This window comes from Sphingopyxis sp. A083 (genome assembly GCF_001468495.1).
In the GTDB taxonomy this organism is placed as follows: domain Bacteria; phylum Pseudomonadota; class Alphaproteobacteria; order Sphingomonadales; family Sphingomonadaceae; genus Sphingopyxis; species Sphingopyxis terrae.
In genome coordinates this window covers 14,456-36,419 of sequence record NZ_LNSK01000016.1, presented here as the reverse complement: position 1 = coordinate 36,419, position 21,964 = coordinate 14,456, and the positions used below count along the sequence as shown (strand labels likewise).

The 21,964-nt window shown below is 65.1% G+C and carries 11 protein-coding genes and 1 tRNA gene; 7 read left to right on the top strand and 5 right to left on the bottom strand.

Annotated elements, in window-relative coordinates; genetic code table 11:
• Positions 1–17 precede the first annotated feature (17 nt).
• Entirely contained in the window at positions 18–347 is a 330-nt protein-coding gene (gene yajC, locus ATE59_RS16780) for a preprotein translocase subunit YajC (RefSeq protein ID WP_003050198.1), read from the bottom strand.
• 253 nt (positions 348–600) lie between these two features.
• Here yajC and ATE59_RS16775 point away from each other — a divergent pair.
• The 4 genes from ATE59_RS16775 (at position 601) to ATE59_RS16760 (ending at position 6,097) form a co-directional block, all read left to right on the top strand.
• Positions 601–677: transfer RNA gene (locus ATE59_RS16775), tRNA-Pro, on the top strand.
• Between the two features lie 194 nt (positions 678–871).
• Positions 872–2,113, top strand: coding sequence for an NAD(P)/FAD-dependent oxidoreductase (locus tag ATE59_RS16770; RefSeq protein ID WP_058813404.1), 1,242 nt, complete (start codon positions 872–874; stop codon positions 2,111–2,113).
• A gap of 92 nt (positions 2,114–2,205) precedes the next feature.
• On the top strand, positions 2,206–4,020 hold the full coding sequence (locus ATE59_RS16765; protein ID WP_058813403.1) for a DUF885 domain-containing protein: 1,815 nt from the start codon (positions 2,206–2,208) through the stop codon (positions 4,018–4,020).
• A gap of 166 nt (positions 4,021–4,186) precedes the next feature.
• A complete protein-coding gene (locus tag ATE59_RS16760) occupies positions 4,187–6,097 on the top strand; it encodes an AsmA family protein (protein ID WP_197409199.1) in 1,911 nt (636 codons plus the stop codon).
• Between the two features lie 117 nt (positions 6,098–6,214).
• Here the strand turns inward: ATE59_RS16760 and ATE59_RS16755 are convergent, their stop codons facing one another.
• From ATE59_RS16755 to ATE59_RS16740, 4 genes are all read right to left on the bottom strand, one after another.
• The gene (locus tag ATE59_RS16755; RefSeq protein ID WP_058813401.1) at positions 6,215–11,851 is read right to left on the bottom strand and encodes an autotransporter domain-containing protein; all 5,637 of its coding nucleotides are present in this window, start codon (positions 11,849–11,851) and stop codon (positions 6,215–6,217) included.
• Between the two features lie 274 nt (positions 11,852–12,125).
• Positions 12,126–13,232 (bottom strand): helix-turn-helix transcriptional regulator, encoded by a 1,107-nt coding sequence (locus tag ATE59_RS16750; RefSeq protein WP_058813400.1) that lies wholly within the window; start codon positions 13,230–13,232, stop codon positions 12,126–12,128.
• Between the two features lie 180 nt (positions 13,233–13,412).
• Entirely contained in the window at positions 13,413–14,741 is a 1,329-nt protein-coding gene (locus tag ATE59_RS16745; protein WP_197409198.1) for an alpha/beta fold hydrolase, read from the bottom strand.
• A gap of 450 nt (positions 14,742–15,191) precedes the next feature.
• Positions 15,192–17,849, bottom strand: coding sequence for a sensor histidine kinase (locus ATE59_RS16740; protein WP_058813398.1), 2,658 nt, complete (start codon positions 17,847–17,849; stop codon positions 15,192–15,194).
• A gap of 255 nt (positions 17,850–18,104) precedes the next feature.
• Between ATE59_RS16740 and kdpF the strand changes: the two genes are divergently transcribed.
• Genes kdpF through kdpB form a run of 3 tightly spaced genes read left to right on the top strand, consistent with a single transcriptional unit; the run spans position 18,105 to position 21,955 of the window.
• The gene (kdpF, locus tag ATE59_RS16735; protein ID WP_040590286.1) at positions 18,105–18,194 is read left to right on the top strand and encodes a K(+)-transporting ATPase subunit F; all 90 of its coding nucleotides are present in this window, start codon (positions 18,105–18,107) and stop codon (positions 18,192–18,194) included.
• A gap of 14 nt (positions 18,195–18,208) precedes the next feature.
• Positions 18,209–19,912: a potassium-transporting ATPase subunit KdpA gene (kdpA, locus tag ATE59_RS16730; protein ID WP_058813397.1), complete on the top strand. Its 1,704-nt coding sequence runs from the start codon at positions 18,209–18,211 to the stop codon at positions 19,910–19,912.
• 12 nt (positions 19,913–19,924) lie between these two features.
• Complete coding sequence (kdpB, locus tag ATE59_RS16725; RefSeq protein ID WP_058813396.1) at positions 19,925–21,955, top strand: potassium-transporting ATPase subunit KdpB; 2,031 nt, start codon at positions 19,925–19,927, stop codon at positions 21,953–21,955.
• Positions 21,956–21,964: the final 9 nt, after the last annotated feature.

The window sequence follows — 21,964 nt, the reverse complement described above, 5'->3', positions numbered from 1 at the left end:
TCCCCGACGCCGGCGCGTCAGTCGTTGGCGGGCTTGGCGCCCGGCTGGAGGACGTCGGAGATCGTCGACTTCACGATCTTGATCTTCACGCCCTGGGCGATTTCGACATCGGCGAAATCATCGTCGACGCGCGTCACCTTGCCGACGATCCCGCCGCCGGTGACGACCTGATCGCGCGGCTTCACCGATGCGATCTTGGCGCGATGCTCCTTCATGCGCACCTGTTGCGGGCGGATGAGGAAGAACCAGAATACGACGAAGATCAACAGATAGGGCACCAGCATGATGAAGCCGGCTGCCCCGCCCCCCGATCCGGCCGCCTGGGTCAGAAGCAATTGGGTCGACATGAATGAAAGACTTTCCGTTACCGTGGCGCGCCCTTTCCCCATGGAAGGACCACGCAAAAATAAGCGCGGCGCCTATCACGCGGGGGCGTCCCGCGCAACCGTCGCTGCGCCCCTCCCCCACGGCAAGCCCCCGCCAGATGGGGTCGACGACGGCGCGATCAAGCCCGCCGAAAGAAACACCGCCAAATGGCCATCGCCGCTTGCATCGCCAGCAAAGCCGCGCTAGGGGCCTCGCCTGCCCGAAAGGGCCGGTCGGGACGTAGCGCAGCCTGGTAGCGCATCACACTGGGGGTGTGGGGGTCGGAGGTTCGAATCCTCTCGTCCCGACCAATTTTACCGCAAAACCATATCGCAAAGCGCTCGCCGCAGCTGCGCGCTATTGCCCCGCCCGCGGGAACCAGCGCGCGACGCCGCGAGTATGCGACGGTTATGCACCCCTCGCTTCCCTTGGTCGGACTCTTGGTCAACCGCCGTTCGGCAGTCGCCTTCCCCATGAAGGGCCCGCCACTCGGGACGGCGGCGCGGTGACCCGTCCGTCCGAGCCTTCGGTCACCCAGCATCGCGATCTGCGAACGGGGCGCCCGATCTGGCTCCGCCACCGTCGCCTCCCGCTCGCAATCAAAGAGCTTGCGCGATCGCTGCGCTGCGACGTGGTGATCGTCGGCGCGGGCATATCGGGCGCGCTGATTGCAGAGACGCTCAGCGACGCCGGGCTCGACGTGGTGGTCGTGGATCGTCGCGGACCCGCCGCAGGATCGACCGCCGCGTCGACCGCGATGCTGCAATATGAGATCGACCTCCCCCTCTCGCAAATGGCCGGGCGGATCGGCACGGAACGCGCAACGCGGATCTGGCGCCGCTCGCGGCTGGCGGTCGACGCCTTGCGCGAACGAACCGAACGCCTCGGTCTCGATGTCGGCGCTGCCACGCGCTCGACGCTGTATCTCGACGGCAATATTCTCGACCCGGCCGCGCTCGCCGTCGAAGCGAATGTCCGGCGCAAAGCGGGTTTCGAGGTCGAATATATCGGCCCCGCTGAGGTCGAGCAACGCTACGGGATCAGCAGGCGCCACGCGATCGTCGGCTACGGCAATTATTCGGCCGATCCGCGGCGCCTGGCGGCGGCCTATCTGCAAGTCGCACAACAGCACGGGATGCGCCTCTATGCGCCTGCCGAGGTGATCGGCGTGGAGAGCGACGACAGCGGCGTCCAACTGCAGATCGACGGCGGGGCCACGATCACCGCGGCGCACGCCATTTTCGCGACGGGCTACGAGATGCTGAAAGGTATCCCGAAAAAGGGAAATTACATTATGTCGACCTGGTCGATCGCAACGCGTCCGCAACCGCAGCGGATCTGGCGCGACGCGGCCATGATATGGGAGGCGTCCGACCCCTATCTCTACATTCGTACGACCCCTGACGGCTGCGTCATCTGCGGCGGGGAAGACGAGGATATTTCGGATGCGACGGCGCGCGACGCGAAGATTGCGGACAAGGCGAAAACGCTCGCCCGCAAGCTAGGGGCGCTGCTTCCCGCGATAGACCCCACGCCCGCTTATGCCTGGGCCGGAAGCTTCGGTAACAGCCCGCTCGGTATTCCGACGGTGGGACGCATACCGCGCATGCCCAATTGCTATGCGGCGATGGGTTATGGCGGCAACGGGATCACTTTCTCGATGATGGCGGCGCAGATCCTGCGCAGCGCCATTTGCGGCGATCGCGATCCCGACGCCGACCTGTTCAGCTTCCACCGGTCTTTTTGAACGCCCGCACCCGCACCGCTTTACCACCAACGGAAATATAATTGCGCCTTCTCGAACCTTGGGCAACAAGGCCCCTCATTCAACAGGAGAATATGATGCGCCTTGCCGTTGCCCTGATGCTGCTGCCCGTCGTCCCGCTCGCCGCCAACGCCCCGGCATTTGCCCAAACCGCGTCACAGACCCAAGCGCAGGATGCCGCGCTGTTGCAATTTCTCGATCAGGCTTTCGACGCGCGCTTGGCGCTCAGCCCGGAATCGCAAACGCAGCTTGGGCTGAAAACCAGCTACGACCGGCTCGATGACTATAGCGATGCGGCGGCGTTGCGGGAGCAGGCGCTGGCCGAAACGCAGCTCAAGGCCATGCACGCCCGGTTCAAGCCCGACCAGCTCGGCGAAAGCGCGCGGGTGAGCTATCGACTGTTCGAATATGAAGTCGAGCGCGGCCGCGAATCGCTTCGCTTCCGCAAACTGCGTTTTCCCGTGTCGACCAATGGGAGCCCCGCCGGCGACATCCCCGTTCTGCTGATCAACAATCACAAGATCGACAGCGTGGCAGACGCCGAAGCCTATATTGCACGTCTGCGCGATACCGACCGCGTCATGCGCGAAGTCGCGGCGCGAATGCGCGACCAGGCGGCGGCGGGGATCATCCCCAACAAGGTCAATTTCGCTCCCGCCCGCGCTGATGCGCTCAAAATCCTTGCCGGTGCCCCGTTCGACGGCGGCGGCGATTCGACGCTCATGGCCGACTTCCGCAAAAAGGTCAGCGCGCTCGATGCGCCGGAGGCGACGAAGGAAAAGCTGCTCGCGGATGCCAGCGCGGCCCTCACCGGCCCCTTCAAACATGGCTATGAGACATTGATCGCCGCGATCGACGAGATCGAACCCAAATCGACAGGCAATTTCGGTGCCTGGCACCTTCCTGACGGCGCGGCCTATTATGCGGACCGCCTCAAGAGTTCGACGACGACAAATCTTACCGCGGACGAGATTCACGCGCTTGGCCTCGCACAAGTCGCGGCTATCCACAAAGAGATGGAAGCCGTGATGCGCGAGGTCGGCTTCAAAGGCACGCTCGCCGAATTTTTCGACAGCATCCGCACCGACCCCAAGTTCAAATATCCGAATACCGATGCGGGCCGCGAAACCTATCTGGCCGATGCACGCGCCGTCATCGCCTCGGTAATGGAGGCTGCCCCGCGCTATTTCCGCGTTCTGCCCAAGGCGCCGCTCGAAGTGCGGGCGGTCGAGAAATGGCGTGAGGGCACGGCGTCGACGGCCTTCTACAACCCGCCGTCGGCGGACGGGACGCGGCCGGGCATCTATTATGTCAATCTTGTCGACATGAACCAGACTCAGAAGGTGCAAGTCGCCGGGATTGCCGCACATGAAGGGGCGCCCGGCCATCATTTCCAGATCGCGCGCCAGCAGGAACTGACCGGCATACCGAAATTCCGGAAATTCGGCGGCTATGGCGCCTATATGGAAGGCTGGGGCCTCTATTCGGAGCGGCTTGCAGACGAGATGGGCGTTTACAAGACGCCTTATGACCGCTTCGGCATGTTGTCGCTTCAGGTGTGGCGCGCGATCCGGCTGGTTCTGGACACCGGCATCCATTCGAAGCGCTGGACGCGCGAACAGGCCATCGCCTATTTCAAGGCCAACAGCTCGGTATCGGACACCGACATTGCGCGCGAAGTCGATCGCTATTTCAACTGGCCGGGCCAGGCGACGAGCTACATGGTCGGCCAGCTCAAGATCGCCGAACTTCGCAAACGCGCCGAAACCGAACTCGGCCTGCGTTTCGACATTCGCGACTTTCACGAGGCCGTTCTGAGCGAAGGCGCGCTGCCGCTCGACATCCTGGAAGAGCAGGTCGACCGGTACATCGCCGTACACAAGCAATAGTCGCACCTCTCCCGCGCGCCTCGCCTCACCGCGGCGCGCGGGGATAGCGCCGGCGCCCGCCAACGCCCCCCAAATGGCGTGCAAGGAACCTTGCGCGCGCTCCCGCATATCGAAGACGCATGTTTTCGATATCGTCCCACATCGTCCGCGCTTGCGAGCGAACCGCGTGAACCGCCCCGCCCTGCCGCGCCTGTCGCGCAAAGCGCGCATGGCCCTTGTCGTCGTCGCAGGCGTGGTTCTTGTCGCCGCGCTGCTGCTCGCGACCTTTCCGGTGGGAATGCTGCGCGGGACGGCCGAGGCGCGCCTGAGCGAAAAATTCGGCGCGCCCGTTCATATCGGGGCGCTGGAGAGAAGGGATGTTTTCTCCTTCTCGCCCGAGATCGAAGCCCGCAGCGTCCGCGTCGGACAGCCCGCCTGGGCGGGGCGCGGCGACATGGCGACGATAGGGCGCCTGCGCATCCGCCTGCCCATCCTGAAGCTTTTGACCGGCACGATCGCGCCGCGCTCGATCGATATCGACGGGCTGTCGCTGGCGCTGGTGCGCGATGCCGACGGACGGAGCAATTGGGGTGGCCGTCGGCCCGGCGGTTCGGACGGATCGGACGGTTCGCCACCCCTTGCCATCAGCGCTGTCCGGATAAGTGATGGCCGCTTCACGCTCAAGGATGCCAAGCGCCGCCTCGACATCGCCGGGACGATCGAAGCCAAGGACGCCAAGGGTCTCGCAATCGCCGCCGAAGGGCAATTCAACGGCGCGGCCGCGAAGCTCGGCGCGACGGCAAGCTGGACGGAGGATGCCGACGGCCGCTGGCCCTTTTCCGCCGAATTGACGTCAGACCTGCTCCGGCTACGCGCCTCGGGCACGATGGCCGCCCCCCTGGACACCGGGCATATGACCATGCGGATGGCGGCGCGCGGTACCAGCCTCAAGCAACTCGACTATATCATCGAGGCGGGGCTGTTCGGCACCCAGGCGATCGACCTTGTCGGCACGGTGCGCCGCGACGGGAGCGACTGGTTTATCGACAAGCTCGACGGGCGCATCGGTCGTTCGACGATTGCCGCCACCGCGAAGATACAGAAGCGTGACGGTCGCACCAGAATCGACGCCAGCATCGATGCGCCCCGGCTGGACTTCGACGATCTGGCCGACGACGCCGGACTTGCGGCCGCACGCGCGCAGGAAGCGCGCATCGGCCCGCGCATCTTTCCAGACACGCGGATCAATCTAGCGAAAATGGGGCCTACCGACGGCGTCATTCGCATCACGATCCATCAACTGCTCGTAAAGGGCGGGTCGGTGTTCAAAAGCCTTAAGGGTCAGCTGTCGCTCGACCACCGGATACTGACGCTCGACAAGGCCGTCGCACAGCTCGGGCGCGGCACCATGACCGGCCGGGTCAGGGTCGATTCGCGCGGCAAGATTCCCCTTTTGACCACCGAATTGCGTGTCGAGGGAGCAAGCTTCGACGATTTCATCGGCCAGCCCGACATGATCCGCGGTCCCGTGCGCGGGCTGGTTCGGATTTCGGGACGCGGCGACACCGTCCGCCAGGCCTTCGCTTCAGGAAACGGGAAGATCGCCTTCGTCGCGAGCGGCGGCGCGATGAACCGCGCAGCCGCTTATGTCATGGCGCAGGACCTCGGCGGAGCGATCGGGCAGAAACTAGGCGACGACGAGGCCATGACGCCGATCCGGTGCGCGATCCTCGCCTTCGCGGCCAAGGACGGACTGCTGACGCCCGCCCCGCTGGTCATCGACACCGCCATCGCCCGGGCGCGCGGGCGCGGCCAGATAAACCTCGATGGTGAGCGCATCGCGCTGGCCATGAATGGCGCGGGAAGCGAGAAGCCCGATCTCAAGCTCGTCGATCCGGTGAAGGTCGAGGGAACGCTGTCGCAGCCCACCATCGATTTCGCGCCGCCCGGCAAGAAATCGGGCGGTGGGGTGTTCGGGGCGGTGACACGGTCGATCGGCGCGGCGCTCGGTCTGCGCAAGGATCCGCAGCGCGATGCGCCGCTTCCCAAGCCGGGAACGGTCAACTGCCGCGCGCTCGCCGCCGAAGCGCTGCGCTAGGGGCCTGCCCCCACGTTCGGAACGCACCCCGCGCCGTGCCGAAACGGCGAAGGGGCCGGAGCATTTTGACCCTGCTCCGGCCCCAGCCGCATGTTGCCTTTGATCGGGGTAGAATGATCAGAAGGCAATCCGCGCGGTCACGCGTGCGCCATGGGTGTTGCGATCGCCGGCCAGCGTACCGCTATAGGCGGCGCCGATCCGGAAATTGCCCGCGCTATAATCGAAGCCCGCTTCGATCTCGGCCGAATTCTTCGGGATCGGCGTGCCGATCAGGGCGAAGCTGCCGCCCCCGGTGGTGAAGGCCGCGGACACCGGCGCACCGCGGTCGCCCGAAGCCCGGTTCCACGCGGCGGACACATAGGGCTGGAAGCCCTCACCGATGTTGAACCGTGCGCGGCCGCCCAGGCTGACGAAGGTCGTTTCCTGCTTTGCCGCCGCGATCGAAAGCGCCGCATTGCCGCCGGCTTCGGCAAAGGCGTCGCTCTTGGTGCGGACATGGGCAAGACGGAAGAAGGGCGTCAGTGCAAGGTTGCTCGTCCGCACGTCATAACCAAGTTCGCCGAAGAGCTGCATCGTGTCCGCATCGCGCTTCGACGTCAGCGTCTGCGCCAGCGTCGCGACGCTGATCGAACGACTGGTGTCGATATCGTGCCAACCATAGGCAAGGCCGGCGGAGGCGCGAACGCCCTCGCCCGTGCCATAGCTGACATGTGCGGCCAGATATTTGCTGTCGGCCTGTGCATGGTCGTTGCGGCCGCCGAGGCGGAAATCGCTATCGCCGATCCCTGCCGAGATTGCCGCCGCGAAGCCGTTGCCGCCATAGCCGATGCCGGTGACGAAGCCCTTGTGGTCGGTATCCATGCCAAAGCGTCCTCCCTTGGCATCGAAGTCGCCCCAGCCGCCAAAGGCCGAACCCCAGAGGAAGAGGCCGGCCTCGGCCGGACCCGACATGCTGTACAACGCGTTGCGCAGGTGCCGGCTATCGTCGGTCAGCCCGCTGAGCGTGCTGGCAAGAATTTCGCCTGAGAGATCACCGAAAGCGGCCTGCGCGCCGGTCGCATTCTGGTTGACCACCGCTTCGAACAGCGGATCGTCGATGCCGCGCGACTGGACCGCCGCGGCAACGCTCGCCTGGTTGAACCCGATCGCCACGTCGGCGAAATCGACGTCGTTGCGATACAGCGACAGCGTCACCGAATTGGCGCCGTAACGCAGCAGCGGATCAAGGAAGGCCAGGTCGCTGGTCACCGAACCGAAGGTGCCGTCGATCCCGCCCGCACCCGTCAGGATCACATAGTCGGTGCGGCCGTTATAGTCGCCGTCCTCCGCCAGCACCGCCACGCTCGCATCGCTGTCGATGGTGACGAGGCCCGTCGCATCGACGCGGTCACCCGCACCCGCGGCATTGACCTCCACCTCATAGACCGAACCGGCCGCGAAATTGAGATCGCCGTTGACGGTAAGGCGCCCGATCGAGTTGCCCGGCGTCAACTTGCCGTCGCCATTGATCGTCGTCGTGCCGACGCTGCCGTTGCCGCCCAGCGCGCCGCCGGCATTGACGGTGACGTCGGAGACGATCGAACCGTTGACGGCAAGCTTGCCGCCATCGACGGTCGTCGGGCCGGTATAGTCGCTGTCGCCCGACAGGTTGAGCGTACCGTCACCCGATTTGACGAAGCCGCCGCTTCCCGAAATGGTGCCGGCAAATTCGCTGTTGTCGTCCTGATCGACGGTCAGTTGATTGTCGCCGAGCACGACTTGGGCGCCGCTATCGCCAGCAAGGCCGCCGATCGTCTGGTCCTTTCCGGTGATGTCGAGCGACCCGCCTTCGCCCAGATTGAAGTCGGTACCGGGGTCGATCGTCCCGCCGATCCGCACTGCGCCACCGAAGATGTTGGTCACGCCCTGGAAGCCATAGTCACCCATGAAGGTCAGCGTGCCGTCGCCCAGCTTGTCGAGCGTGCCGCTACCCGAAAAGGCGCCGAGGAAGTCGTAATCGTCCGAACGGTTGAAAACGAAACGCCCGTCGTTGACGATGTCGCCCGCGAAGCTGCCTTCGGTGCCGCCCGCGCCGAGTTCGAAATAGCCGTCGCCCTCGGTCTTCACATCGCCCTGAAGCAGGCCGGTGAGGACAAGGCCGCCGTTCGACACGATCGTCCCGCCGGTGTGCGCCACCGTATCGGTATCGACAGTGAAGACCGCATCGCCGATCAACTGCAGCTTGCCGCTGCCGCTGATCGTCAGTTCGTCAAGGTTCGAGACGGTCTCATCGTCGCCGAAGTTGAGCACGAGCAAGCCGTTGGTCGTCACCGCCGGGGTCAGGATGGGCGATTCCGCGCCATCCTCGCCGATCACTTCATTGACCTGCAGCGCAGCGCCTTCATCGATCACGACGTTGCCGAATTCGCCGACCATGCCGCTGGTCGACCAATAGCCCGCCGCGACCGTCAGCGCTTCGAAACCCGATACCGAAGTCAGCTGCTGCGCCTCGGTCAGTTCAAGGATGTCGCCATCGAGCACCAGATTGTCTTCGCCCGCCCCGGCGTCGATCAGGCCATCGACGGCGCTCCCGGTCTTCAGCGTCACCACATCGTCATATGCATCGAGCTGGATTGCGACCCCATTCCCTCCACTCAGCGTGCCCGCATTGGTGACGTTCGACTGGACATGAGCGATGATCGCCGCGCCATCGGAGCTGGTGATCGTCCCGCTGTTGATGAAATTGCCGAGCAAGCCGGGCGTATCGGCAAGGTCGCTCTGAATGAGGACGCCGCCGGTGGTGCCGGCGATCGTGCCCGCATTGTCGACGGTGCCGCCGCCCGACAGGATGATACCGAACCGGTCGCCACCGATCGTTCCGCTCGCGCTGTTGACGACATTGGCCGCAAAGCTCTCGCCATCCTGTCCGTCATAGGCGTACATCGACACGCCATCGGCAAAGGAAGCCCCCGCACCGGTAATGGTACCGCTGTTGGTTACGGTGCCGCCGCCGATCAGGCGGGCGCCATCGTTCGATTCGCCGCTGATGGTGCCGCTGTTCTCGACCGTGGTTCCGATCGCGATGCCGACCAGATCGCCGATATCGTCATCGAATTGATAGGCGGTGGTGATCCCTGCGCCCGCGCCCGAGATGGTGCCGCTGTTCGTCACGCTCGACGTTGCGGTCGTGATCGTGATCCCGGCGTCGGGCGCGGCGGCGAAGCCGTCGTAGCTGCCGTTGCCGCGGATCGTCCCGGCATTGTCCACCGTGAGCGTCCCGGTCGCAAAGGAATATATGCCCGATGTTGCGCCCTCGATCGTTCCGCCTTCCAGATTGGTGACGGTGACGTCGGCACGCGATCCTTGCGAAACCGCGGCACCGAAGTCACTCAGGATCGTACCGCTGTTTTCGAGCGTGGCGCTCGACATGTCGCTGCCGAAGCCGACGCCATAGCCGTCGCCGCCGCTGCCGCCCAGGTCGCCCGTGCCGTGGATCAGGCCGCTGTTGACGACGCTGGCGGTCAGCCCGCTGCGATCCTCGCCCGGTGCGCTGTTGAGCGCGGTGCCCTGGATGAACACGCCGCCAGCGACGCCGACGATCTCGCCGGCATTATCGACCGAACCGCCCCCCGACAGGATGATACCGAAGCGCTGCCCGGCGATCGAACCGCCGTCCTGATTGGTCACGCTGGCCGCATAATCCTCGTTCGGCTGATCGGTATAGGCAAACATCGAAATGCCGTCGGCAAAGGCTTCGGTGCGACCTTCGATCGTACCGCTGTTGGTCACACTGCCACCGCCGATCAGGCGGACGCCATCGTCATTGTCGCCGATGATCGTACCGCTGTTGACGACCGCCGTGTCGACCGCGACGCCGCTATATTCGCCCGTGAAGGGATCCATATAGGGAGCGGTCGTAATGCCCAGACGATTGCCCGAAATGGTGCCGCTGTTGGTAATGGTCGCTACCCCGCCGGTAACGGTGATGCCCGCGTCGGGATAGAAATAGAGGTCGTTGCTGCTGCCGTTGCCCCGGATCGTGCCCGCGTTGACGATCTCTGCCGTACCATCATCGATGCGGATGCCCGAAGCCGCGCCGGTGATCGTCGCGCCGTCCTGATTATCGATCATCGTATGGCCACCGGCCATATAACTGACGTTGACGCCATCGTTGCCGCCGCCGGTGATCGTGCCGCTGTTCGTCAGCGTCGCGCTGGCCAGCCCATCGAAGGCGACCCCGAAAGCGTTGGTGCCGGTGATCGAACCACTGTTCGTCACACTGCCCGCGACATCGGCAAGGCCGAGCGCATTCTGGACGACGACGCCGGTAAAGCCGCCGCTGATGCTGCCGTCATTCTCGACCGAACCGCCAGCCATCAGGTTGACGCCGAACCGCCCCCCCGACACTTCGCCGTCGGCTTCGTTGGCAACCGTCGCCGAAAAGTCTTCGGCATCCTGATCGGGAAGCATCGCGATATAGACGCCGTCGACGGTGCCGCTGATCGACCCGCTGTTGGCGACCGATCCGCCGCCCTGGAACCTGACGCCCGTGCCGTTCTGCGCCGTGATATAGCCGCTGTTGACCACGCTGGCGTTGACGGCCGTATTGACGAAAATGTTCGGCGCGGTCTGCAGCGCCGCGGTCGTGATCGCGTTGGTGCCGCCGACGATCCCGCCGCTGTTGACGATGACCGCATTCGCTGAGGCTATGTTGATGCCGACCTGGCCCTGGCTCTGGATCAGCCCGGCATTGTCGACGGTGAGCGTGCTCGTATTGGCGGCGATCGCATTGCCGCTCGCCACGATCTGTGCGTCTTCGCCATTGTTGACGATCAGGTCGCCGGTCGATTGACCGGTGATACCGACCCCCTGCCCGATGATCGCACCTTCATTGTTGATGGTTACCGTCTCCAGCGAACCGGTTGCGACCACACCGATGAACCCCTGGACGAGTCCGTCGTTGGTCAGCGTCGCGCTCCGTCCCTGCTGGTCGGGCGTGGCAGTCATGACAACGCCGATGGGCGTCTGCGCTACCGGCGTCGCCGGATTGAACTGTCCATAGGCACGGATCGTGCCCTGGTTCTCGATCGTGCCGCCCCCCTGCAGGACGGCGCCGATAGCCTGGCCTTCGATCAGCCCGTCTTCGCTGTTGACGATCGATCCGACGCCTTCAACCCCCTCGGCGATCCGGTCGGGAAATTCGGCGATCGCGACGCCGATGCCGTTGATCCCGCTGCCCGGCGCGCCATTGGCGCCGCGGATGGTGCCATCGTTGGTGACGCTGCCGCCGCCGACGAGCGACACGCCCGCTCCGCCTTCCCCGCTGATCAGACCGCTGTTGACGACGACCGTGTCGGCGGCGAGCGCCGCCGGCGGCAGATTGTCGCCATTTTCATCCTCGCTGAAGAAATAGGACGTGGCGATCCCGTTTGCCGCACCGCTGATCGTCCCGCTGTTGGTGATCGACGCCCCCGGCTGAGCGATGACGATGCCACCGGCTGGCCGGCTGTCCAGCCCCGCCGGCGAAAAGCCGTCCCCGCGGATCGTCCCGGCATTGTCGACGATGACCGTGCCATTATCCGCGTAGATACCGATGTCGTTGCCAACGATTTCCTCGTCCTCGCCGACATTGATCTCGACCGTCCCGGGTTGGTCCACATGCACGCCGAAAGCGGGGGTCTGCTCCTGCGCATGGGCGGCAGCGCCCAGTTGCAGGATTGAAATTCCGGCGATCGCGCTGGTCGTCAGCAGACGCGATTTGGCAATGGTCGACATGATGTGAAAACCCCTTCAGTTTCAAGCCCGAGCGGCAGGGTTTCCGAAAGGCGCCTCGCGCCCCGGATGACCTTGTCCGCAATGTCCGTCACGATCCCCTGTCCTTGGGAGCAACCGGCCACTCGGGGTCGCATCGAGTGGCCGGTTACCGGTGCCCGTTCCCGCGGGGCGGATTGCCTCGCAGCAATCGGCACCCGGCGAACGACCCCTTAGTCCCTGATTGGATGCCGTAATTTAGCCGGCACCCTGGCGTCACCCCCCGCGCGGGGGGTGCCTATGCAAAAATCGGTGCAAGCAAACGCATTAGTGCCGCCTCCCCGTCGACACCGCACTTCTGATAGATTTGCTTGATCTGTCCGCGCAGTGTTTCAGCCGTCACGCCGCGTTCGTCGCTGATCTGTGCGCGGGTCTTTCCTTCGAACAGACGCAGCGCAATGTCGGCCTCTGCCGGGCTGAGCCGGTAGAGCGTCGAGAGGAAGGGCGTAACGCCCGCGCGGTCGCGTCGGGGCGGGTTGACGACCAAAATCGCGTGCGGTCGCTTGCCCAGCGACCAGTCGCGCTCGGGAAGGCGAAAGCCCTCGATCATCAGCGACGGCGCCGCATCTCCGGTCGCCAGCATCGTGCGGCCATGCCGCGCGCCCTCTTCGGCAATCAGCGCCTGGATCAAGGCACGGAGCGTATGGGGGGCGCCGCCGGCATCGATCGACAACCCGACCTGCCGGACCGTTCCCGCGTGCAGCAAGGCCTCCGCCGCCAGCGTATGCGCGAGCAAATTGCCCCGGGCATCGAGTATGAAGGCGGTCGCCGAAATTGCGTCGAAAGCACCGGCAAGCAGTTGGGCCTGCTGGCCTTCGAGCTTTTCCTGCAAGCGCACCGCGCGGCGGGCTGCGGCGGCCGCTTGCGCAAATATACCGCGCTGATCGTCGGTGGTGCGGCCATCGCCCCGATTGCGGAGCGTCGCCAGCCCGACAATGCCAAAGTTGTCGATGACGAGATTGGTCTGGCAGCCGAAGGGAATGCCGATCTCTTCGCACCAGTCGACATAGTCGCGCGATTCGAGCGTCTCGACCGCGGCATCATAATGCGCTTCGTGCAGGATCGGATCATAATGGCCTTTGGCAACATGCTGGTTCGACACGGCGATGCGGAAATTCGTCGTCTCGCCGTACCAATCGTTGCTCTGCGCCTTCGCGATCATGTCGGGGCCGAAATTGGTAACGATATTGAAAGGCCGCTCGCGAGCGCCACCGACGCCGATCAACTGTCCGTGGCTGGATCCGGTATGGCTCGCCATGCGGTCGAGCGCCCCCAGCCAATTGGCGGGTTCCAGTGCTGCTTCAAGAAATATGTCGTCCCAATCCGGCGGGATACGCTGCCCCATGCCCTGCCCTCATCACCCCGAGTTGACCGCGCTGCGCGCAGCCCATGCTCAAAACCGACCCCTGCCTTATACGGATATCATTGCCCTGCGCGCCGACCGTCGAAGTCCGCCGTGGGGACGTCTACCTAAAAGCGCGGCGGCGGCGTCGTCCATCCCGGAATGTATGGTTCTTTCAAAAAATCACGCCTCGGCAAGTGCTTCGGCGACGATTTCAGGGTGCGAATAGGCGAGCATCTGGCCGGCATCGGCGATCCGCCTGACCGGCGTGTCGGGCAGTCGCGGTTGCCAATAGGCGATCGCGGCGTCGGGTGCGTGCAAGATATAATGGGCGCCCTGCACGATGCGCCACTGCGCCTTTCCGGGCAGCGGTTCGACGTCGAAACCGGTCGCCCAGGCGCGTTGTTCCTCCACATAGCCCCGAATCCGGCCGCGCGCGAAATCGCGCGTCGCGCGCAGATAATCCGCCACGAACTGCGGATCGCCCTCGGCCAGCGCGAGATCGGGCGGGCTGTCGCGATAGGAGCGGATCATGCCGTCGCGCATACGCGTCGCGGTGGCGAAGCGGGCGAGCGTGCGGATCATCAGTTCGATCACCGCCGGATTCGCCGCAAAGCGCCGCTTGACGATGCCGAGCGGCCCGCGGTCGTGCGGCGTGTGATCGATCGCCGGGGTCGGATTGACGAGGACGGCGCGCGCCACCAGATCGGGGTGACGGTGCGCGAGGCAGACCGCCGCCTGACCGCTCCCCCGAGCGACAAGATCGATATGCGCGATGCCCAGCGCGGCGCAGACCGCCGCGACATCGTCCGACGCGGGGCGATAGAGCGACGACCAGTCGGCCGCCGGATCGGTACCCCCGAACCCCGGCCGGTCGATGGCCAATACGCGGAAGCCGCGCGCCGCCAGTACGCGCACCAGCCGCGTCGGCGGCGCGCGCGCGGTTATCGTGCTGTGCAGGATCAACACCGGCTTGCCTCCCGCCGGGCCATAATCGGAATAGGCAATCCTGCGGCCCCCATGGTCGATCGCAGCGGCGGGCAGCACATGGCCGTCGAGCATCGTTATCTCGGGCTCGGCATCGACCGAAGGATGCTCAAGCGCGGCGGAAACGATCCGGACGACCTCGGCCGCATTGCCGGTACCAAGGATCAGGTGGATATTCTTCATCTCGGCATCGATCACCGATTCCGAAAGGTGCAGCGATCCAGCGATTTCGGCGCGGCTCTTGCGGATCGCGACGGCACGGGCGATTGCAAACTGCCGATCACTGAGCCCGAACAGATCGTGCAACTGCGTGGGTCCGGCATGATGATCGCTGATCGCAAGAACCTGTCCGACGATCAGCGGGATCGTGTCCAGCCCCAGCTTGACCTTGATCTCCGCGAGCATGTTGCGCGCCGAAACATAGGAAATGCCCGCTGAAACCGCCGCGTCGCGCAACGCCCCGGTATCGACGAGACTCCACAATAGTTCGGCCTGACGCGGCGAAAGCGCGAATATTCGGGCCACGTTGACGCGCGACGCATTGTCGTGGGCGCCCATGCAGTCGGATGCCGGGTTCGAGTTCAATCTAAGCGTCGCCCCTGAATCTTGAATCAACCCAACTGTCGCGATTTTCCTTTTGAAAACAAGATCAATTGCAATCGCCAATTCATCCGGACCCGCCGGTCCCGCGAACGCCGAGGCGCGGCGGCAGTCCCATCCACAGGAGGCCGCAACTGGTCAATGCATCCGCTATGCCGGTACCATGATATGCCGGATCAACCATCAGAAAATCGATTTCGAGATCCGTCTTGCTATGGCGGGTAGCGACGAGGAAGGCGAGACGGGCAATTCATCGAGCCATGCCTCCAGAAGGCCAAAGCGAGCCACGCCAATGGATTTCTGTTGCGAATCGGGCTCACTTCCAACGCGCCTCTCATCGCGGTCAAAATCACCAGAAGGTTGGGTTCGCTGCAATCATTCGGCATCGGAAACGGTCGCGATCAAGGCGGACGGGAAGGTCAGCGTAAATGCTGCGCCCCCGTCCGGATGATTGCTCGCCGAAACCGAGATACCGAGCGCGTCGGCGAAGCCCTTGACGATCGCAAGCCCGAGCCCGCTGCCGCCATGCCGGTCGCCGCCCTTCCCTTGCTCGAATGTGTCGAAGATCGTGCCTTCCGATCCCGGTTCCAGACCGCCGCCATGGTCGCGCACCGTCAGGGCTACGGCATCGGGCGTCCGGCGGCCGATGATGGCGATGGGCCCGGCGCTGCCCCCATGCTGGATCGCATTGGCGAGCAGGTTGAGCAGAATGTGATGGAGCAGCCGCTCATCGACCCGGACAAGCGGAAGACCCGCGGGAACCTGGAAATCGACATGATGTCCGCGCAGCAGATCTTTCAGATCGTGGACCACAGCCGCCACGGCGTCGGTCAGATCGACCGGCGCCACATCCAGGCTGAGACCGCCTGAATCGAGGCGAACCAACTCGACGAGATTGTCGAGAAAACGCCGCAATCGCGATACCTCCGCGCGCGCGAGCGGCAGCGCGGACGCGCCGGGATGCTCGCTCGCCAGCGCCTCGATCGCGGCGGTCACGCCGGTCAGCGGGGTGCGCAGGTCGTGCCCGATCGACGAGAGCAGCGCGGCGCGGAGGCGGTCGCGTTCCTCGAGAACCGACAGGCTGCGCATCTCGTCTTCCAGATGCAAGCGTTCGTGCGCCAGCGCCGCCTGGCCGACGAGCGTGGCGAGCAGCGCGGCGCGGTCGGGCGAGATCGGGTCGCGGCCGTCCTCGCTCGCGATGCCGAGGATCGCGAGAACCCCGAGCCCGGTCTTGAGCGGATGAAACTGCCAGTCGGACGCAACCAGCGTATTCGTCCCGCGTCCCGCAGGCTCCCCGCTCGTCCAGGCCCATTCGGCCGCCGCCTGATCGATCGGCGAGATCGCCGCATCGACGGGCCGGGCGACCAGCGGTTGCAACAGCCCGCCCTGCTCGGCCAGAATGATGCTGCGCACGCCCAGCAAGCGCGCCACTTCCTCGCAGGTTACCGCCGCGGTGGTTTCGCGATCGGAGGCGCGCGCAAGCATCTGCGCGAAGGCGGCAAGCGACGCATTTTCCTGCGCGCTGCGAACCCCGATCCGCGCGCGCGTTCGCAGCCGGCCGGCAAGATTGCTCACCACCGCGGCGACGCCGGTAAGGATCAACATGGTGAGGACGCTCTGCGGATCGGCGATCGTGAAAGTGTGCCGCGGCTCGAGGAAGAAGAAGTTGAACGCCAGCGCCGCCACGAGGCTCGCGAACAGCCCCGGACGCAAGCCGTAAAGCGTCGCGGCGACAATCACCGGAACGAGATACAGCAGATCGACGGCCCCGGTCCCGATCCATGGTTCGGCCAACCGCGCGGCGCCCGTCATCAGCGCGATGAGCCCCAGTCCGACCGCATAGCTCGACGGGCGCCCCCAGCCGCGGGTCCAGTCGAGACCCCGGCGCGTGGCAGGAGATTCGCGGGGCGACGGGATGACGTGGATGGCAAGATCGCCCGCGTCGTGGATCAGCGCCTCGACCACCGAACCGTGGCGCAGTTCGAACCACCAGCTACGCTGCGATCTGCCGATGATGAGCTGGGTCGCGCGCATCACCTCTATCTGGCCGCGCAGTCCGGCAATAACGCTCTCCGCAGGAACGGTAGCAATCGTCGCGCCGAGGGTAGCGGCGAGTGCGAGCGACGCGGCTATCCGCCGCCGGGCGTCGTCGTCGAAGGCGGCGCTTCGTCCCGTCTCGATATGCACCGCCGTCCATGGGGCGTTCAGCCCGTCGGCAAGGCGCTTCGCGGTGCGCACGAGCATATCGCTGCCTGGCTGTTCGCTGATCGCGACGAGAATCCGCTCGCCGGCGGCAAAGGTGCCCGCTTCGCCGCTCGCGTCGAGATCGTGCAACATTTGCCGGTCGACGCTCAGGGCAGCCCGGCGCAGCGCCATTTCGCGCAGTGCCGAGAGGTTCGCCTTCGAGAAAAAATGGCCAAGCGCACGGCTTGCCTCGTGCGGCACATAGACCTTGCCATCGCGCAGCCGGTCGATCAGTTCGTCGGGCGGCAGGTCGACGAGCTTGATTTCGGCCCCTTCGAACACGCTGTCGGGTACCGTCTCGCGAACGCGCACCCGGGTAAAGCTTGCGACGACGTCATTCAGGCTTTCGACATGCTGGACGTTGAGCGTCGTGTAGACGTCGATCCCCGCATTCAGCAGTTCCTCGACATCCTGCCAGCGTTTGGGATGCCGGCTGCCGTCGATATTGGTATGGGCATATTCGTCCACCAGCGCGAGTGTCGGGGCGCGGCGGAGCACGGCATCGATGTCCATCTCGGTCAGTTGGTGGCCGCGATAGGCGACTTCGCGGCGCGGCACGACCTCCATCCCGTCGAGCAGTGCTTCGGTCTCCGCCCGACCGTGCGTTTCCACCACGGCGACGACGACGTCCTGTCCGTCGCGCCGCAACGCGGCGCCTTCGCTGAGCATCGCATAGGTTTTGCCCACGCCCGGCGCCGCACCGAGAAAAATCTTCAGCCGCCCGCGCGCCTCGCGCTTTGCCTGCCGCAACAGGGCTTCGGGTGAGGGTCTCTTGGTGGCCGATACCATGCGCCCGCTTACCCCGGACGCGGACACAGGGCCAAGCGACAATCGGCGATCTTTATGGAATCCTTATGCGCCCGGCGAAATTCGACCGCGAAATTTTACGGCGAAGGGGCGTAGCGGCGTCGCATTCAGTCCGGCTCCCTCGGGAGTCGCCCGTTGCCGGAGACCTATGATGACCGATCTGATGTGGCTCGCCCTTACCGCGCTCCTGTTCGCAGCCACGCTCGGCTACGCGCGCATCTGCGACAAGGCCTGACCATGAGCGCTTCGTCGATGCTCGCCGGCGCCGTCGCTGCGGCGCTGTTCGTCTATCTCGTGGTGGCGCTGCTGCGCCCCGAACGTTTCTGACCGGAGGCAATTCCATGACCTTGTCCGGATGGATGCTCATTTTCGCCTTCGTCGCGATCCTTGCCCTTCTTGCCAAGCCGATGGGCCTCTGGCTCTTTGCCCTTTACGAAGGGCGCACCACCCCGCTTCACCGCATCCTGGGGCCAGTCGAGCGGGGCTTCTACCGAATGGCCGGGATCGACCCGACCGAAGAGCAGGGCTGGCGGCGCTACGCGCTTCATATGCTGCTGTTCAACCTCGCGCTGCTGCTTTTCACCTATGCGGTGCTGCGATTGCAGGGGGTACTTCCCGTTAATCCGCAAGGCTTCCGCGCGGTCGGCGCCGACGGCGCTTTCAATACGGCGGTCAGCTTTACGACGAACACCAACTGGCAATGGTATTCGGGCGAGACGACGCTGTCGAACCTGTCGCAGATGCTCGGGCTTACGATCCAGAACTTCCTCTCCGCCGCCACCGGTATCGCGATTGCCTTCGCGCTGTTTCGCGGTTTCGCAAGGCGCGAAACGGGAACGATCGGGAATTTCTGGGCCGATACGACGCGCATCACGCTCTATCTGCTGCTTCCCATCTGCACGGTCTACGCGCTGTTCCTGATCGCGAGCGGCGTGCCGCAGACGCTGGCGGGATCGGCTCACGCAACGACGCTCGAAGGCGTTCGGCAGACGATCGCGCTCGGCCCGGTCGCAAGCCAGGAAGCGATCAAGATGCTGGGCACCAATGGCGGCGGCTTCTTCAACGCCAACAGCGCGCACCCTTTCGAAAATCCGACCGCGCTCACCAATCTGATCCAGATGCTCTCGATCTTCCTGATCGGCGCCGGGTTGACGTGGTGCTTCGGCAAGGCGGTCGGCGACACGCGCCAAGGCTGGGCAATCCTCGCGGCGATGGGACTTATTTTCATCGCCGGCGCCAGCATTGCCTATTGGCAGGAGGCCGCCGGCAACCCCGCACTTCATCACCTCGGCGTTGGCGGCGGCAACATGGAGGGGAAGGAAGTTCGCTTCGGCATCGCCGCCTCTTCGCTCTTCGCCGTTGTCACCACGGCGGCGTCCTGCGGGGCTGTCAATGCCATGCACGACAGTTTCACCGCAATCGGCGGCCTGATCCCGCTACTCAACATCCAGCTCGGCGAGGTCGTGGTCGGCGGTGTCGGCGCGGGCATCTATGGCTTTCTGCTTTTTGCCATCCTCGCGGTGTTCGTCGCGGGCCTCATGGTGGGGCGCACACCCGAATATGTCGGCAAGAAGATCGAGGCGCGCGAGGTCAAGCTCGCCGTCCTCGCCATTGCGATCCTGCCGCTGGTCATCCTCGGCTTCACCGCCATTGCCAGCGTGCTCCCCGTGGGGCTTGCCGGACCGCTCAACAAGGGGCCGCACGGCTTCTCGGAGATTCTCTACGCATTCAGCTCGGGGGCCGGTAACAATGGCTCGGCCTTTGCGGGCCTGAGCGCGGGCACTCCCTTCTACAATGCCATGATCGGGATCGCGATGTGGCTTGGCCGGTTCTTCGTGATCGTGCCGGTGCTCGCCATCGCCGGTAGCCTCGCCGCAAAGCGCCACACCCCCGCTACCAGCGGCTCTTTCCCCACCACCGGGGGGCTGTGGATCGGCCTGCTGATCGGGATCATCCTGATCATGGGCGGCCTCACCTTCCTTCCCAGCCTCGCGCTAGGTCCCGTCGCCGATCATCTCTCGATGATGGCCGGCCAGCGCTTTTGAGGGATCAGCGACATGACGACTCCAACCTCGATGTTCAGCCCCGCACTGGTCGTTCCGGCGATGCGTGATGCGGTAAGGAAGCTCAATCCGCGCGAGCTGATGCGCAACCCGGTGATGTTCACCACCGCCTGCGTTGCCCTGCTCCTGACGGTGCTGCTCGCGCTCGGCGACCCCGGCCTGTCGCTGGGTTTCGAAATCCAGCTCGTCGCCTGGCTCTGGCTCACCGTGCTTTTCGGCACCTTTGCCGAAGCCCTGGCCGAGGGACGCGGGCGCGCCCAAGCGGCCTCGCTTCGCGCGACGAAGGCCGAGTTGCGCGCCAAGCTGATGCTCGGCGTCGGCGAGACTTATGAAATCGTCGCCGCAAGCCAGCTCGAAAAGGGCGAGATCGTGCTGGTCGAGACGGGCGACCTCATCCCCGCCGACGGCGAGGTGATCGAAGGCGTCGCATCGGTCAACGAAGCGGCGATCACCGGCGAAAGCGCCCCCGTGATCCGCGAGGCCGGCGGCGATCGTAGCGCCGTGACAGCCGGCACGCGCGTCATCTCCGACCGCGTCAAGGTGCGCGTCACTGCCGAGCCGGGCCAGGGTTTTCTCGACCGCATGATCGCACTCGTCGAGGGTGCTGAGCGGCGCAAGACGCCCAACGAGATTGCGCTGACGATCCTGCTCGTCGGGCTGACCATCATCTTCCTGATCGCCGTCGCGACTATTCCGGCCTTCGCCTCCTATGCCGGCGGATCGATCCCGGTCGCATTGCTCGCGGCCCTGCTCATCACGCTGATCCCGACGACCATTGCGGCGCTGCTCTCCGCTATCGGGATTGCCGGAATGGACCGCCTCGTGCGCTTCAACGTGCTGGCCAAGTCGGGCCGGGCCGTCGAAGCCGCGGGCGATGTCGATGTTCTCCTGCTCGACAAGACCGGCACGATCACGATCGGCGACCGCCAGGCCAGCGAGTTCCGCGCGCTGGCGGGCGTCGATGACGAAACGCTGGCCGAGGCCGCACTGCTCGCCAGCCTGGCCGACGAAACCCCCGAGGGTCGTTCGATCGTGACGCTTGCGCGCGAGCGCTATGCGATACGCGTGGCGGCGCTTCCGGCCGGGTCCGACGTCATCCCCTTCACCGCGCAGACGCGCCTTTCGGGGGTCACGGTCGCCGGGGTGACGATCCACAAGGGCGCGGTCGATTCGATCTTCAAGGCCCACCCGGACACCGCATCCTCGCCTGCCGCGCAGGAGTTGCGCCGCATAACGGACGAGGTTGCGCGCGCCGGCGGCACGCCGCTCGCGGTGGTCAGGGACGGGCGTCTGCTCGGCGCCATCCACCTGAAGGACGTCGTGAAGGCGGGCGTTCGCGAACGCTTCGGCGAATTGCGCAAAATGGGAATCCGCACCGTCATGATTACGGGCGACAACCCGCTGACGGCCGCGGCGATCGCCGCCGAAGCCGGGGTGGACGATTTCCTGGCCGAAGCGACGCCCGAGGACAAGCTTGCCCTCATTCGCCGCGAGCAGGCCGAGGGACGGCTCGTCGCCATGTGCGGCGACGGCACCAACGACGCCCCCGCGCTGGCGCAGGCCGATGTCGGCGTCGCGATGAACACCGGCACGCAGGCGGCGCGCGAGGCGGGCAATATGGTCGATCTCGACAGTGATCCGACCAAGCTGATCGAGGTTGTGGGCCTGGGCAAGCAATTGCTGATGACGCGCGGCGCGCTGACGACCTTTTCGGTCGCTAACGATGTCGCCAAATATTTTGCGATCATCCCGGCGATCTTCGTCTTTCTCTATCCTGAGCTCGGCGTTCTCAACGTCATGCGCCTTGCCACGCCCGAAAGCGCGGTGCTGTCGGCGATCATCTTCAACGCCTTGATCATTCCGTGCCTTGTTCCGCTCGCGTTCAAGGGCGTGCGCTACCGGCCGATGCCCGCCGGCCCGTTGCTCGCGCGCAATCTTTCGATCTTCGGCCTCGGCGGACTGGTCGCGCCATTTGTCGGCATCAAGCTGATCGACCTCGCCGTGTCCGGCCTCCAGCTTGCGTAAGGACAATTC